This is a genomic window from Gemmatimonadota bacterium (assembly GCA_022560615.1).
Lineage (GTDB): Bacteria > Gemmatimonadota > Gemmatimonadetes > Longimicrobiales > Gaopeijiaceae > UBA1138.
The window spans coordinates 32981-48008 of the sequence record JADFSR010000004.1 but is presented as its reverse complement, the minus strand read 5'-3'; the positions used below and the strand labels follow the sequence as shown (position 1 = coordinate 48008).

Genomic DNA, 15028 nt, shown 5'->3' with positions numbered 1-15028 from the left:
AGGGTAAGGCTAGGGGCCAGTCCCCCGCGTTGAGCAACCCGCCGGTGCCAGCCAAATCTTGCATGAAGAGGGGCCTCACGTGACTCGAAAAATCCGCTCGTACGAAGCCGACGAGTTGGTCGTCGAGTACGACGTCAAGCGCTGCATCCATGCAGAGGAGTGCATACATGGTCTGCCGGACGTGTTCGACGCCGGACGTCGGCCCTGGATCGACCCCAGCAAGGCGGCCACGGCAGATCTCATCCACACGATCGAGAGCTGTCCGACTGGCGCGCTGCACTACCGCCAGACGGATGGCAGAGCGGAGCAGCCGTCACCAACCAATACAGTGCGCGTCGAGGCCGACGGGCCACTCTACGTCACGGGCCGCCTACGAATCGCCCTCCCCGACGGCGAGACGATCGACGAGACCAGGGCGGCGCTCTGTCGCTGTGGCCACTCGAAAGACAAGCCGTTCTGCGACAACTCGCACCTCGAGGCGGGATTCACCGACGCCGGTACGATCGGGGACAACGGTCTGAAGCCGCCGGAGGGCGGCGAGGCGGAAGCCTTGGAAATTTCACCCGTTCCGAATGGACCGATCCTGGTCCGAGGTCCCATTGAGATCCGAAGCCCCGCGGGGGCGAGCGCGGACGGCGCTTCCGGTGCACTTTGTCGGTGCGGGGGGTCGGCCAACAAGCCCTTCTGTGACGGGACCCACAGCTCGATCGGATTCAAGGCGGATTGATACCATGAGCGACACAACGAGGTCACCCATCCAGTTTACGGACCTCGCGAGAGACGCGGTCCTCCGATTCGCTGACACGGGCAGCGACAGCGGGCCCGCGGTCCGCGTCCAGGTCGCGAGTCCGAGTCCACTCGATCCCCGTTACGAGATCACGCTGATCGACCACGATGAGAAGTGCGAAGAAGATCTCGTGTTCGACGAGCAAGGCTTCGATGTCGTGGTGGACCCCGAAAGCGCGAAGCTCCTCGATGGCGCCCGCATCGATTGGATCGAAAGCCCGATGGAGAGCGGGTTCAAGGTGGACAACCCGAATCTGGTGCCGATCGGCTCGAAGCCGTTGGAGGGCCCTCTCGCCGACCGGGTTCAGCAGGTGATCGATCAATACGTGAACCCTGGCGTGGCTCAGCACGGCGGGCGCGTTACGCTGGTCGAAGTGAGGGACGACATCGTCTACCTCCAGATGGGCGGCGGCTGCCAGGGCTGCGGAATGGCGTCGGTAACGCTCAGCCAGGGGATCGAGCGAATTCTGAAGGAACAGGTGCCAGAAATCGTGGGCATCGAAGACGTAACCAACCACGCGGCTGGCGATAACCCCTACTTCACTGCCGAGAAGTAGCGGCACTCGAACGGCGGACCGTTTTGCCAAGGGTCCTTCTCCTCTTCGCCCGGACCTCCTATCGAGCCGAGGCGTTCCTCGAGGCGGCCCGCCGCCTGGGCGTGGACGTGACGGTAGGTTCCAATCACCGGCAGGCGCTGGCCGATCTCACTCCAGGCAGCACGCTCACGCTCGGGGTAAGGGACGTCCCCCGATCTTCGGCGATCATCGTGCGGTTCGCCGCCGACTATCCCCTGGCGGCGATCGTGGCGGCGGAGGACGACTTCACGCCGTTGGCGGCGGCGGCGTCCGAGGCTCTCGGACTGACGCACCATCCACCCGACGCGGTCCGGCACGCCCGAAACAAGGCTCTCATGAGGAGGCGACTCTCGGCGGCTGGATTCTCATCACCCTGGTTCCACACCGCTCCATTACAGGACGATCCGGTCGCTGTCGTGTCCAGAATCGACTTTCCCTGTGTTCTCAAGCCGTTCGCGCTCTCGGCCAGCCGCGGCGTGATTCGGGCCGATACGCCCGAGCAGTTCGTCCGCGCCTGGCACCGCATTCGTGCGATCCTCGAGAGCAGCGATGTCGTTGCGAAAAGCGGGCACCTAGCAGCGGAAATCCTGATCGAAGCCTACCTACCGGGGCGTGAGGTGGCCGTTGAAGGGATCGTGACGCGAGGCGAGCTCCTCACGCTGGCCATGTTGGACAAGCCGGACCCCCTGGAGGGGCCGTTCTTCGAGGAGACCATCCTCCTGACTCCTTCACGTGTCCCGGATCGGGTCCAGGAGGACATTGTGTCGTTCGTCCGCCGGTGCACCGCTGAGCTGGGCCTCGATGACGGCCCCATCCACGCCGAGTTGCGCGTGGACGGCGACCGGATCTCACTGCTCGAAATCGCCCCGCGTTCTATCGGAGGTCGTTGCTCGGCGATCCTCAAGTTCGACCCCGACGCGACCCTCGAGCAGCTCATCCTGCGGCATTCCCTCGGCATGCCGCTCGACGGCTTCGTTCGAGAGCCCGGCGCTGCCGGAGTCATGATGCTGCCGATCCCCGCGGCCGGGGTCCTGCGCGAGGTTCGCGGGCTGGAGGCCGCGCTCGAGGTGCCGGACATCGAAGGACTCGAGATCACGATCCCGCTGAGCCATACCGTCCTTCCCCTGCCCGAGGGCAATCGCTACCTGGGGTTCCTCTTCGCCAGGGCGGAGACTCCCGATCAGGTAGAGCGCGCGCTCCGGGCCGCGCACACTCGAATCGAGGTGCGAATCGAAAGCGCGTGAGGGCGTGTGGAGGCGGGAAAAGGGGGAGATATGAAGAGGCTGGAATCGGTAGGTAAGCTCGCGGTAAGCCAAAAGAAGGAGTGGGGAGAAATCCTGAGCGGTTTCGAAGGCCGCAACAAGTACGTGGTCTCCGACGAGCGCGGGAACGAATTGTTCTACGCTGTCGAGGAACCAGGATCGGTCCTCGCCCGCCTCTTTCTCAAAGCGTACAGGCCCTTTGCCATCGATGTCCTGGATCGAGGTGGTAAGACCTTGCTCCGCATCGAGCGTCCCTTCCGATTCTACTTCCACAGTGCGTCGATCTTCGACGGCTCCGGCAAGCTGGTTGGAAGGGTGGAAAGGCAGTTTTCGGTTCTTCGGCGGCTCTACTCGGTGCTCTCCAACGATGGCAACAAAGTCTTTGATCTATTCGGTCCCCTCCTTCACCCGTGGACATTCAAGATCCTCGAAGGGGGCAGGGAGCGAGGGATGATTCAGAAGAAATGGACCGGGTTGCTGAAGGAATCCTTTACCGACGCGGACAACTTCGGCGTGACGTTTCCGTCCGATTGGCCCGTCGAGCGGAAGACGCTTGCGCTCGGCGCGGTCTTCCTGATCGACTTTGTTCACTTCGAGAACAAAGGCAATCGATAGAAGCGCGCTTGGACTACTGGTCCCTGCCCAGCTCGGCGTGCCAAGCGTCGAGGACCTCGCGCTCCCGATCCCGGCTCCACCCGAAGCGGCGGTTGGCTCTCTGCTCAGCCGGACGCGTCTTGTCCCACTCCAGAGTGTCGCGCGCGGTGACAGGGATGGGCCGGTACGTCAGCCCAGCATCGACGGCTTTCTGAAAGGCAACGAACATCAGCGCATCCCCCGGAATCCATGTCGGGAGGTCGCTCCAGGGCGCCACTCCCTGAGCTTCCAGGAAGTCCTCCGAGACCCAGGTGAGCTCGAACGCGTTCGAAGCGATGGTCCCGATCTGCTCGAGCATTTCTCCCATCGTGAGCCGGTAACCGGGTCCGACACCGTTGAAGTCTCCGGTGGTGCCGTCCTCGGCGAGTCGCACGATCCACTCGGTGAGATCCCGCTGATCGATGATCTGGTTGGCATGCGATGGATTGCCCGGAGCCAGCACCTCTCCCCCCTCGTCGATCCGCACGGGCCAGTACGTGAAGCGGTCCGTCCGGTCGCCGGGACCAACGATGAGACCGGGGCGTACGACGGTGGTTCGACCCGGGAACGCGGCGTGGGCGATGTCCTCGCTGAGCGATTTCATGAGACCGTATGGCGCGTCGTCCCCGTCGCTCCACCCCTCCGGGGCCGAGATCCGCTGGTAGCCCTCGTCGACGATCGGCTCCATGAGGATCCGGTCCTTGTTGCCCCAACCGAAGCCTTCGAGATCGTAGGCCGAGATCGACGAGACGAAGACGTACTGCTCGGCCGCGTCCTTCAGGAGCTCGGTGCTCTTCTGCACCCAGCGGTAGTCCTGGGCGTTGTTGTCGAGGACGACATCCCACGTCCTACCCTCGAGCGCGGTATGGTCGTCGTTGCGATCCCCGATCAAGCGCTCAACGCCAGCGGGGAGCTCCGCGCCGGAGCGACCTCTCGTGAAGATGCTCACCTCGTGTCCACGCTCGACGGCGTAGCGGACCATGTTGGGCCCGATGAAGCCGGTCCCTCCGAGGATCAGAAGCCGTTTGGAAGTCGACTCGCTCGCGGCCGAAGGGTCCCGACCCTGCGCGTCGGGGGCACACGCGGATATGCCGCCGAAGGCGATTCCCGCTCCGACGGCTCCCGCGGTCTTGAGGAAGTCCCGTCGGGTCGGGGTCATGATTCCTGCCCGGGTCACCCGTTCCTTGGCAGTCGTGTTCACCGCTACCTCCCGATCGGCTTGTCATTTCGGAGCCCCGACACCTCTCGCGGGAACATAAGCACGTTCCCGCGGGGACGCTGCTTGGCTGCACGCGCAGCAACCGCTGACGGGCCGACCGTCTAGACGCCCGCAAGGGCCATTCGCATGGCGCACACCGACGACGCCGTCTAAGCTTGGGGAGGACAGATCCACCGGTCCGCAGCTCGTTCCAAGGCAACCTCGGAGGTTTCCATGTCTCGGCACCCGTCGACACCCCTGCGAGCGCTGCTCGCGCTCATCGCACTACTATTCGCGACGGAGCTCGCATCCGCCCAAACGTACTGGCCGGGCAAGCATCTCGACTGGGAACGCAAGAGTCCTCAGGAAGCCGGGTTCGATGCGGTCGCCATCCAGCGGGCGATCGAGATCGCGATCGCGGGCGAATCGACCTCGCCCAGAGATCTGGCCTTCAACCACGAGATGACCTTCGGGCGCGAGCCGCGCGGAGAGGCGGTGGGCCCGTTCACGGTCCGAGCGCCCCAGACCGGACTGATCGTGCACAAGGGCTACATCATCGCCGAGTGGGGTGACCCGCATAAGGTCGACAACACTTTCAGCGTGTCCAAGAGCTTTCTGTCCACGACGGTCGGCTTGGCCTACGACCGCGGCCTGATCGCGGACGTGCACGACCTGGTCCGCCCGTACGTCGCACCGATCGTCCTCGAGAGCGGAGACGGGGAGCCGGGGGACGAGGCCGGGCGCAGGCCCAAGCTGCTGTTCGAGTCCGAGCACAACCGTAAGATCACGTGGGACGATATGCTGCGTCAGACGAGTGACTGGGAAGGCACGCTGTGGGGCAAGCCCGAATGGGCCGATCGTCCCGACGAGGATCGCAGCACCTGGGGGACGCGGGCCCGCTTCGAGCCTGGCACGGTCTACGAGTATAACGACACCCGGGTGAACCTTCTCGCGCTGGTCGCGATGGGCGTTTGGAGGCAACCGCTTCCCGAGGTTCTGCGGGAATACATCATGGACCCCATCGGCGCGTCACCGACGTGGCGCTGGCACGGATACGACAACTCGTGGATCACCATGGACGGCCGCAGGGTCCAGGCGGTGAGCGGGGGCGCTCATTGGGGCGGCGGCATGCTCATCAGCGCCTTCGATCAGGCGCGGTTCGGTCTGCTGACCATGCACAAGGGGAACTGGAACGGGAAGCAGCTGATCTCTGAAGAGTGGATCGACATGGCCACCACGCCCGGCAAGGTGAACCGCACGTACGGCTTCATGAACTTCTCGCTCAACACGGATCAGCGGCGCTATGCGAACGCGCCCGAGTACACGTGGACGCATACGGGCGCCGGCTCGAACCTCATCTATGTCGATCCGGAGAACGAGCTCGTAATCGTCGCGCGCTGGATCCGCGGGGGCGCGTTCACGAACGTCGTCCATACGGTGCTCGATGCGATGGGGGCCGTCGCGGCCAGCAATTAACCACGGCAGCGGGGCACCGCCAGCCGCATTTCACCGAAACGCTCCGTACAACGACTCGAGCGCGAGCATCACGTCGTCTTCGGCGAGGTAGAAGTGGAACTCCGTCGTGGTGGAGGCGACTTCCGCCAGATTCACGCCCTGGAGAGCGAGGGGCTGGAGGAGGCGGTAAAGCACGCCGGGCGCGGAAAGGTTGTCCTCGCTCAAGGAAACCGACAGGCTCGCGATCCCCCGGGCGATGCGTGCCGGGCGCTCCCCGACGGCTTCATGAACACCCTCGAGCATCGCCTGCTCGATGATCAGCGTGATCTCCCTGATGCCCTCGGTGATGGTCAGGTAGCGTCGCGCGAACAGCCCGTGGCGCTCGTCCGGCCGTGGCCGCCTCATTTTGACGGAGTCGCCTTCAAGCCGCAGCATAATGCTCAGCGACTAGAGCACAAGCCAAGGAGTGCGACGTGACGTTTATTGATCTCCGTACCGCCCGCGCGATCATTGCGGCGACGCTGGCGAAAGGCCACGAGCTGGGACTTTCGCCACTGTCCGTGGTGGTCCTCGACGCGGGGGGCCACGTAAAGGCCTTCGAGCGCGAGGACGGGGCATCCAACCTCCGATTTCAGATCGCGCACGGAAAAGCATACGGCGCGATCGGCCTGGGCGTCGGCTCACGGGCCCTCATGGCCCGAGCTGAACAGCAACCCTATTTCGTCTCGGCTGCCACAGCGGCGATTGGAGGCGCGCTGATTCCCGTTCCGGGTGGCCTACTCGCGAAGGACCCCGACGGAGTCATCGTCGGGGCGGTAGGTGTCACTGGCGACTCATCAGACAATGACGAGGTGTGCGGTCTCGCGGGCATCGCTGCGGCCGGCCTGACGCCGGAGACCGGCTGAAACCGGCACACCCACATCCGCGTCGGGACTCGGCTAACATCAATCTCGCCCGGCCTGCCTTTCCTGGTAACGCGCGCCGCTCAGCACGGCGGAGAGCGCGTAGTTTCCCTCGTGACAGGAATACTCGTAGAGCGGCTCACGGAACGCCTTGAACGGAATCGCACCGCCCCAGGGGCGCGTATACGTCTCGGGATCGTCGATCGTGAACTCGTAGAGGACGGTCTCCTCGTCGACCCGGGTGAAACGCTCGATCACCTTCCGATGCTTCGAAGGGGGAATCCCTCGGAAGGTCTGCAGCGGATGGATGTTGGTCGTCTCGACCACGAGCACGTCCCCTTCCCACCGTCCCCAGGAGTCGCCCATCCACGGACGCACGTGATCAGGCAGCGGATCAGGTTCGCCCAGCCGGATGATGCGCACGTCGTGCACCATCTCCGTCACGATCATGACGTAGTCGGAGGTCTGTACGATGGTGTAGTTGTTGTTGTAGGCGTTGTTGGGGATCATCGGGGGGCCGGCACTCGAACCGAACGACATGAGGCAGCGCTCGCCTAACGGTCGATTCTCTGGGTTGTCGTACTGACCGAACTGCTCCCGCAACGCCCGGTACTCAGCGATCCTCTGCTCGCCCTCGCTCGTGAACGGCGGCCTGCGGCCATCCGGCGGATTCGTCAGGAGGGAGCTCCTGGGTTCACCGTTGACGATGGCGACTACTTTGCCTCGATCCCAATAGAAGTCGTTGTAGGTCCCGACTCCTCCTGTGACGTCCGGCGCCGCGCGATTCGGGTCGCTCGGCTCGGCACCCCTCACGACGCGAGCCACTGCCCTGCCTTCGAGCTCGGCCACCTCATCCCAGGTCAGGACGGGGCCTTTGTCCTCTTCGCGCTGGAACCGAGTGATCGTCGCGTTGGTCCAGTTCCCCTGCAGGTCCGGATGACCATCGGCCGTCCGCGGCACGACCCAATTTCCGGCGTCACGGGTCGGGGCCTGCGCCGCGGCGGTCGAAGCCAATACGACCGCCGAGAGCGCCACGCATAGCACAAGGAGTGGAGTCGAATATCGAACGCTCATCTCCCGTCCTCCGAGTCGAGGGGACACCCTTGCAAGATGCCTCTGCTTGGGCCCCTCCGTTACCGTAGCCGCAGCGCAGCGAGCGACCCCGGAATCCCATTTCCGGCGATGGGCACCACGATGTACTGCACGCCCTCGTGCAGATAGGTCATGGGTGCAGTACTCGACGGCGCCGGGAGATCTACGGCTCCGATCCTCTCTCCGGTCCGCTTGTCGGCCGCGTACCAGAGAGCCCGTCCGCCCCGTCCTTCGGCGAACATCAGGAGACTGCGCGTGATGAGTGCCGTGGAGTGTCCTTGGTAGCCGGTGTTGGGAAGATCGATGCCCTCGAGCAGCGGGTGGTTCGCGATCCTCTCCGGCGTGTCTCCGTTCGGGATCCACCAGAGGTGCTCCCCGGTGTTCATGTCGATCGCCGTGATGCGACCGTAAGGTGGCTTGAAGATCGGGAGGCCATCCATGGCGGCGAAGCCACCGCCTCCACCCGACATCCAGTCGACGACCGTGACGCCCAGACCGCCAGGACCTCCGTCGTCTCGCTCCGATCCTGCGGCGAGCACGCCTCCGGTGCATGCCTTCCGCGAGGCCACATACATGATCCCGGTTTCCGGATCCATGACGGTTCCGCCTATGATATTCGTGCCGCCGGTCGCGCTCGGGCACTGGGCGGTGGCCCGGTAGGCGTCAGCGTTCCCCACGTGCACCCACGGGGTGAAGATCGGCCCCAGCTTGATGTCGCTGACCTGCTCGATCGCCATCGCGCGCAGCTCGGGCGTGAAGTCGATGAGATCGTCCACGCTGAGCCCCTGCAGCTCGTAGCCGAGGGGCCAGGACGGGATGGGTTGCGTGGGCGAGTACCACTCTCCCGGTACGTCGCCAGGCGGCACGGGAGTCTCCGGGATCGGCCAGATCGGTTCTCCGGTCTCACGGTTGAAGGCGTAGACGAACGTCTGCTTGGTGGTCTGCACGACGGCGGGGATCTCCACACCATCCACCGTAAGGTCCACGAGAATCGGAGCAACCGGGTTATCCCAGTCCCAGATGTCGTGGTGAATCATCTGGAAGTGCCACCGTCTCTCGCCTGTGTGCAGGTCCACCGCGATCAGGCTGCTGCCGAAGAGGTTGTCGCCCGGTCGGAAGCCGCCGAAGTAGTCATTCGTGGGGGCGTCCGTGGGGAGGTAGACGATGCCGAGTTCCGCGTCAGCCGACAGCGGTGGCCAGGCATTCACGTTGCCGGCCCACTGCCACGCACCCTCCTCCCAGGTGTCGTTCCCGAACTCACCAGGCCGAGGAATAGTATGGAAGGTCCACAGGTGCTCGCCGGTTCTGGCGTCGAAAGCCTGGACGTCACCCGGAACGTTCTCGATCCTCGAATAGCGACCTCCTTGGTGCGCCGAGTTCCCGACGACGAGCACCCCGTCTACTACGAGCGGCGCCGATGAGGTCGTGATCGACCCGCGTGTCGGGTCGATCCCCGAGTACACGTCGTAGGGATGCCCGAGGGTCGCCAGCATGTCGACGGTCCCGGTCTCACGGAACCCGTCGATCGGGATCTGTCCTCCGAAGCCTTCCAGCGGTTCCCCGGTCTTGGCGTCCAGTGCGTGCAGGAAAAAGCCAGGCGTGACCATGTAGATCACGCCCCGTCCGTCGATCTCGGCGTAAGCGACGCCTCGGCCATAGTTCTTGCGGGGTGAGCCCTGCCAGCGCTCCGTGTACGGTTCGCGGAAGGTCCAAAGCGTCTCACCCGTGGCCGGGTCGAGGGCGACCAACGTGCGCCGCGTCCCGGCAACCGTGTACAGCAAGCCATCCGCGTAGATCGGCGTCGAGCGCATGATGAAGTCGGGCGCCGGCCCGAAGTTGTCTCCACGCCATATCCACGCGACCTCCAGCTCCTCGAAATTGTCGGCGTTGATCTGGTCGAGGGGGGAGTACCTCGTGCTCCACTGGTCGGCGCCCCAGTAGCGCCACTCGCCGTAAGGGTTGCCGCGGTCCTGAGCCACCGCCGGAAGCGTAGTGCCGCCGACGAGTACCAGAACCAACGCCATGCTCCGACCGATGAGTCGTGGCAGCGTAGCCAGGCGCCTCTCGCACATAATGATAGCCTCGCCTCAGATGGTGGGACTGAATCGGAGCTACGGTGACCCTCTCGGGACCGTCTGTCCAGAAGATCAGTCCGAGCGCTCGAGTACGCGACCGTGCGTGGGAGCGCCCCAAGCCATATCCTGAGTGAGATTCCAACCTCCGGAGGTGTACCATGAGCAGAAGCAATCGCTCCGCGTGGATGATGGCGATGGCGTTCCTACTTCCCGTGGTCGGCTTGGCGAGCTGCGCCCCAGCGGAAGATGCCGAGGCGGGCCAGGCTCCTGCTGATGCCGCGACCCGATGGAGCCATCAGGATTGGCCCACCGGCCACTACCAGGTCGCGGCGGACTGGCCCAAGCCGCTTCCTGACGACGACCACTCGCATGACGGTTGGACGTGGGGCTCCTTCGGTGGCGTATACGCCGAGAGCCCGGACCGGATCTGGGTGGCGATGCGCGGGGAGCTACCACTCCCGGAGGGTGTTGAGCCGTGGACCGCGTACGGCGCCACGAACGTCGTGGGCAACGCGCCACCCACCACGGACGGTCTCACCGCGAGGTGCCAGCCTACACAGAATCGCCGCGGTTACGAGCGGCGTTGGCAGCACAGCATCAACGTGTACGACGGCGAGGGCAATCTCGTCGACACGTGGCCGCACCTCGACTCGCTATTCGCGCAGCAGCCCTGCGGCCGGGGACCACACCAGATCAAGATGAGCCCGTACGATCAAGAGAAGCACGTGTGGATCATCGACGACCAGCTCCATGTGATCTACATGTTCACGTACGAGGGCGAGCTCGTGCGCACGCACGGCGAGTTGGGCGTGCCAGGGCGCGGACCCAACAACTTCGCCCGCCCGACCGACATCGCGTGGCTCCCCGATGGCACGTACTTCATCAGCGATGGCTACGACGGCAAGCGCATCGCGAAGTTCGACGCGGAGGGCAACTTCCTCATGGACTGGGGTCAGGCCCCCGAGGATCCGCAGAACCCCGGGCCGAGCGAATTCAACAACCCGCACAGCATCGCGATCAGCGCGGACCGTCGGATCTTCGTCATAGACCGAGGACACGCGCGCATGCAGGTATTCGACGAGAACGGGGTCTTCTTGGACATGTGGCCGCTCAAGTCACCCCACTGGCCGGACAACCAGGGCACACTGATGGCCAACCATCTCATCACGACGGAGGGCCACATCTGGGTGGGGGACGCGCCGACGAACCGGCTCATCAAGTTCGATCTAGAGGGGAACTACCTGTACAGTTGGGGCGCTCCGGGCACGCCGGCTGGGCGGATCGCCTGCTCGCACGGGATCACGACCGACCAGGACGGGAATCTGTACTTGGCCGACTGCTTCATGGGCCGCGTGCAGAAGTTCGAGCCGATACCGGGCGCGGACCCCGACAAGCTCGTCGGCCAGATCCTGCGTGAGTATCCGGTGGGCTGAAGCGTGATGCGCCGGGCCGTCGCGCTCCTCCTCGCCCTCCCGGGCGCGCTCCCGGCGCAGACGTTCGAGCTGGCGGAGGCCACCATCGCGGGCGCTCACTCCGCGATGGAGGCGGGGAGCATCACCTGTCGGTCGTTGGTGCAAGGCTACCTCGACCGGATCGAGGCCTACGACCAGGCGGGTCCGCGGCTCAACGCCATCCAGCACATCAATAGCCGCGCGCTGGAGGAGGCCGACTCGCTGGATGCTGCCCTACGATCCGACGGGATGGTAGGGCCGCTGCACTGCGTGCCAGTGCTGCTCAAGGACCAGGTGGAGACGAGCGACATGCCGACCACATACGGCTCGGCCCTCTTCCAGGGCTTCATCCCGTCCCGCGACGCGACCATCGTGACGAGCATGAAGAACGCGGGCGCGATCATCCTGGCCAAGACGAATATGGGCGAGTTCGCGTCTCGGTATGTGGGCTCGGCGTTCGGGGTGATCCGAAACGCGTACGCACCCGACCGGAATCCGAGTGGCTCCTCCGGTGGGACGGCGGCCGGGATCGCGGCGAGCTTCGGTATGGTCGGGATCGGTGAGGATACGGGTGGGTCGGTGCGGGGGCCGGCGGCCGTGCACAACCTCGTCGGCCTGCGGCCGACCCTGCAGCTCGTGAGCAGGCATGGAATGATGCCGGCGAATCCGAGCCAGGACACGATGGGCCCGATCACGCGGACGGTGACGGACGCAGCCGTCCTTCTGGACGCCATCGCCGGTTACGACCCCGAGGACCCGATCACCGCATACTCCGTTGGACGCGTTCCGGAGACGTACACCGCCTCTCTCGGGACCGACCGACTCCGCGGCGCACGCATCGGCGTCGTGCGCGAGCCGATGGATTCGAGGGCCGATCCTTCTTCCGACGACTACCGGAAGGTGAAGGCCGTAATCGATCGAGCGATCCAAGAGTTGGAGTCGCTCGGCGCCGACGTCGTCGATCCGCTGGTCATTCCCGAGCTCGGGATCGTCCGGGAGATCGGGAACAGCTTCGAGACCGAGCGCGCCATGAACGACTATCTGGCCGAACACGCGAACGCACCGGTCACCACGCTCCGAGAGATTCTGCTCTCTGGTGTCGTGACACCCTGGCGGGCGCGCGGAATGATGACTTCGGTGGGGAAATCGACGGACGACGCGGGTTACCTGCTCGTCATCCAGAAACGGGAAAAGCTGCGGCAGAGCGTCCTGAAGGTCATGGCCGACCACGGTCTCGACGCGATTGTGTACGCGACGTTCGATCACCAGCCGACGCTGATCGCTCAGGACGTCGAGACGAACCCGAGCCCCGCGGACGACTACGGTTGGGGCGACAACCGGGGCCTCAGCCCCGCCATCGGATTCCCGGCGCTCACGGTCCCAGCTGGGTTCACGACGGACGAGCTACCGGTGGGGCTCGAGTTTCTCGGCAGGCCGTTCACGGAGGAGATGCTGCTAGGCTTCGGCTACGCCTACGAGCAGGCGACGCGGCACCGTCGTCCGCCGCCGACCACGCCCCCGCTGGAGAGCGCGGGCCGGTGATGGCGCCGAAGCGCTCGTGGCTCGTGTTCACCCTTGGCGCCGCGTCGATCGCCCAGGCTCTGGTCACCACCCAGGCGCCCCTCGCCGCACAACAGCGAAGCAGTCCCGCAGCCGAATGGCGTTACATCGGTGGCGATGCCTCGCATACGCGCTACTCCCCTCTCGATCAGATCAACGCCGACAACTTCGAGAACCTGGAGGTGGCGTGGATCTGGAGGGGCGACAACTTCGGACCGAACCCGCTCGCCGTGTCGCGCTCGACGCCACTCTACGTGGACGGCATGCTCTACACGGTCGCGGGCGAACGCCGGTCGGTCGTCGCGCTCGACCCCGCGACCGGGGAGACACTCTGGACCTTCCGCGAGCCCCACACGACGCGCTTCGATCGAGGCATGCGGAACGGCTACGGAAAGGGAGTGGCTTTCGGCGAGGTGGGTGGCCGCGGGGTGATCTATATCACGAGTCCGGCCTTCTTCCTCTACGCGCTCGATGCCAGGACCGGCCGTCCCCTGGAGGACTGGGGCACACCCGTGCCGCTGCCCGACTTCCCGCAAACGGGGGTCGTGGATCTGCTTCCGGACCTCCTGCGGGACTGGGGGCCCTGGGAAAGCTGGGACGGCGGCCCGTACGACCCGGACTTCGGGATCCCCCGAGAGCTTGGACACATCACCAGCTCGTCGCCCCCCATCGTGGTGAACGGCGTCGTGGTGGTGGGCAATTCTGCCGAGCAGGGCTACAACCAGACCAGGATCGAGATGGTGCCGGGAGATATTCTGGCCTACGACGCCGGAACTGGGGCGCACAAGTGGAAGTTCCACGTCATCCCGCGGCCGGGTGAGTTCGGTCACGAGACCTGGGAGAATGACGCTTGGCAGCGGACCGGAGACGTCTCGTCGTGGGCTCCGATGTCGGCGGACCCGGAGAGGGGCCTCGTCTTCATTCCCACCAATCCACCGACGATCGATTTCTTTGGCGGTTTCCGGCCCGGTGACGGCCTGTTCGGAACCAGCGTCATCGCGCTGGACGTGCAGACGGGCGAACGGGTCTGGCACTTTCAAACCGTCCACCACGACATCTGGAACTTCGACAACCCCACAGCCCCGATCGCGCTGGACGTGATCGTCGACGGGGAACCGACGCCGATCCTGGTTCAGACCACCAAGCAGGGGTGGGCCTACACATTCAACCGGGCGACCGGCGAACCGATCTGGCCCATCGTCGAGCGCCCCGTTCCCCCGTCTGAGGTGCCTGGCGAGTCGCTGTCGCCCACGCAGCCCTTCCCCACCAAGCCGGCTGCTTACGAGATGCAGGGCCTCACCGTCGACGACCTCATCGACTTCACGCCTCAGCTGCGGGCCGAGGCGCTCGAGATCGTCGAGCACTACCGCATCGGGCCGATCTTCAACCCGCCAATCGAGACCGGCCACCCCTCAGGTCAACGCTCATTCGTGAGCTGCCCCAGCGGCGCGACGAACATCAACGGACCGACCTCCGCCGATCCGGTGACGGGCATCCTCTACGTGTCGACGCGCAGGGGGTGCAGGTCGGAGAACATCGTGCCCGGCCAGGATCTGGACCTTCCGGACGACATCATGACCACCGGCACGACGATCGCCGAGTGGGCGGTCCTGAATCGCGGAGATTTTCGGGGTCCCCAGGGCTTGCCGATCTGGAAGCCGCCGTACAGCCAGGTCGTCGCGATCGACATGAACACCGGCGAGCACCTCTGGGCAGTCCCGAACGGCGACACACCCGACTACATCCGGAACCACGAGGCGCTGCAGGGCGTGGAACTTCCCAACACGGGACGGCTCTCCTATCCGATCACGATGGTCACGCCGACGCTGCTCATCACCGCGGAGGGAGCCGGAGGCGCGGCAGTACTGCATGCCGTGGACAAGAGGACCGGGGAACGGCTGGCCACGGTCGAGATTCCGGCGCCCGGCCAGTACGGGATGATGGGGTACATGCACGACGGTCAGCAGTATGTCGTCGTACAGATCGCGGGACGCGGGATGCCTGGCTCGCTGGTGGGACTCCGGTTGCGCTGATACCGC

At 65.1% G+C, this 15028-nt stretch carries 13 protein-coding genes; 9 read left to right on the top strand and 4 right to left on the bottom strand.

Going from position 1 to position 15028, the window contains the following annotated elements:
- Window positions 1-79: 79 nt before the first annotated feature.
- The 4 genes from IIB36_03890 to IIB36_03875 are packed head-to-tail and all read left to right on the top strand — an operon-like array spanning window position 80 to window position 3238.
- Window positions 80-727: a CDGSH iron-sulfur domain-containing protein gene (locus IIB36_03890; GenBank protein MCH7530888.1), complete on the top strand. Its 648-nt coding sequence runs from the start codon at window positions 80-82 to the stop codon at window positions 725-727.
- A gap of 4 nt (window positions 728-731) precedes the next feature.
- Window positions 732-1343, top strand: coding sequence for a NifU family protein (locus tag IIB36_03885; protein ID MCH7530887.1), 612 nt, complete (start codon window positions 732-734; stop codon window positions 1341-1343).
- A gap of 23 nt (window positions 1344-1366) precedes the next feature.
- A complete protein-coding gene (locus IIB36_03880) occupies window positions 1367-2605 on the top strand; it encodes an ATP-grasp domain-containing protein (protein ID MCH7530886.1) in 1239 nt (412 codons plus the stop codon).
- Between the two features lie 30 nt (window positions 2606-2635).
- The gene (locus IIB36_03875) at window positions 2636-3238 is read left to right on the top strand and encodes a scramblase (GenBank protein MCH7530885.1); all 603 of its coding nucleotides are present in this window, start codon (window positions 2636-2638) and stop codon (window positions 3236-3238) included.
- Between the two features lie 13 nt (window positions 3239-3251).
- Here the strand turns inward: IIB36_03875 and IIB36_03870 are convergent, their stop codons facing one another.
- On the bottom strand, window positions 3252-4457 hold the full coding sequence (locus IIB36_03870) for a twin-arginine translocation signal domain-containing protein (GenBank protein MCH7530884.1): 1206 nt from the start codon (window positions 4455-4457) through the stop codon (window positions 3252-3254).
- Window positions 4458-4688: 231 nt separating this feature from the next.
- Here IIB36_03870 and IIB36_03865 point away from each other — a divergent pair, with 231 nt between their 5' ends.
- The gene (locus IIB36_03865; GenBank protein ID MCH7530883.1) at window positions 4689-5930 is read left to right on the top strand and encodes a serine hydrolase; all 1242 of its coding nucleotides are present in this window, start codon (window positions 4689-4691) and stop codon (window positions 5928-5930) included.
- Window positions 5931-5960: 30 nt separating this feature from the next.
- Here IIB36_03865 and IIB36_03860 read toward each other — a convergent pair whose 3' ends face one another.
- Complete coding sequence (locus IIB36_03860; GenBank protein ID MCH7530882.1) at window positions 5961-6314, bottom strand: hypothetical protein; 354 nt, start codon at window positions 6312-6314, stop codon at window positions 5961-5963.
- Window positions 6315-6382: 68 nt separating this feature from the next.
- On the opposite strand from IIB36_03860, the gene IIB36_03855 reads away from it, so the two are divergent.
- Entirely contained in the window at window positions 6383-6814 is a 432-nt protein-coding gene (locus tag IIB36_03855) for a heme-binding protein (protein MCH7530881.1), read from the top strand.
- 39 nt (window positions 6815-6853) lie between these two features.
- Here IIB36_03855 and IIB36_03850 read toward each other — a convergent pair whose 3' ends face one another.
- Both IIB36_03850 and IIB36_03845 read right to left on the bottom strand, forming a co-directional pair.
- Window positions 6854-7885 (bottom strand): hypothetical protein, encoded by a 1032-nt coding sequence (locus IIB36_03850; GenBank protein MCH7530880.1) that lies wholly within the window; start codon window positions 7883-7885, stop codon window positions 6854-6856.
- 59 nt (window positions 7886-7944) lie between these two features.
- Window positions 7945-9975, bottom strand: coding sequence for a PQQ-binding-like beta-propeller repeat protein (locus IIB36_03845; GenBank protein ID MCH7530879.1), 2031 nt, complete (start codon window positions 9973-9975; stop codon window positions 7945-7947).
- A gap of 161 nt (window positions 9976-10136) precedes the next feature.
- Between IIB36_03845 and IIB36_03840 the strand changes: the two genes are divergently transcribed.
- The 3 genes from IIB36_03840 to IIB36_03830 are packed head-to-tail and all read left to right on the top strand — an operon-like array spanning window position 10137 to window position 15022.
- The gene (locus tag IIB36_03840) at window positions 10137-11411 is read left to right on the top strand and encodes a hypothetical protein (GenBank protein MCH7530878.1); all 1275 of its coding nucleotides are present in this window, start codon (window positions 10137-10139) and stop codon (window positions 11409-11411) included.
- A gap of 3 nt (window positions 11412-11414) precedes the next feature.
- The gene (locus IIB36_03835; GenBank protein ID MCH7530877.1) at window positions 11415-12971 is read left to right on the top strand and encodes an amidase; all 1557 of its coding nucleotides are present in this window, start codon (window positions 11415-11417) and stop codon (window positions 12969-12971) included.
- Window positions 12968-15022: a PQQ-binding-like beta-propeller repeat protein gene (locus IIB36_03830; protein MCH7530876.1), complete on the top strand. Its 2055-nt coding sequence runs from the start codon at window positions 12968-12970 to the stop codon at window positions 15020-15022. The genes IIB36_03835 and IIB36_03830 overlap by 4 nt, the downstream gene beginning before the upstream one ends.
- Window positions 15023-15028: the final 6 nt, after the last annotated feature.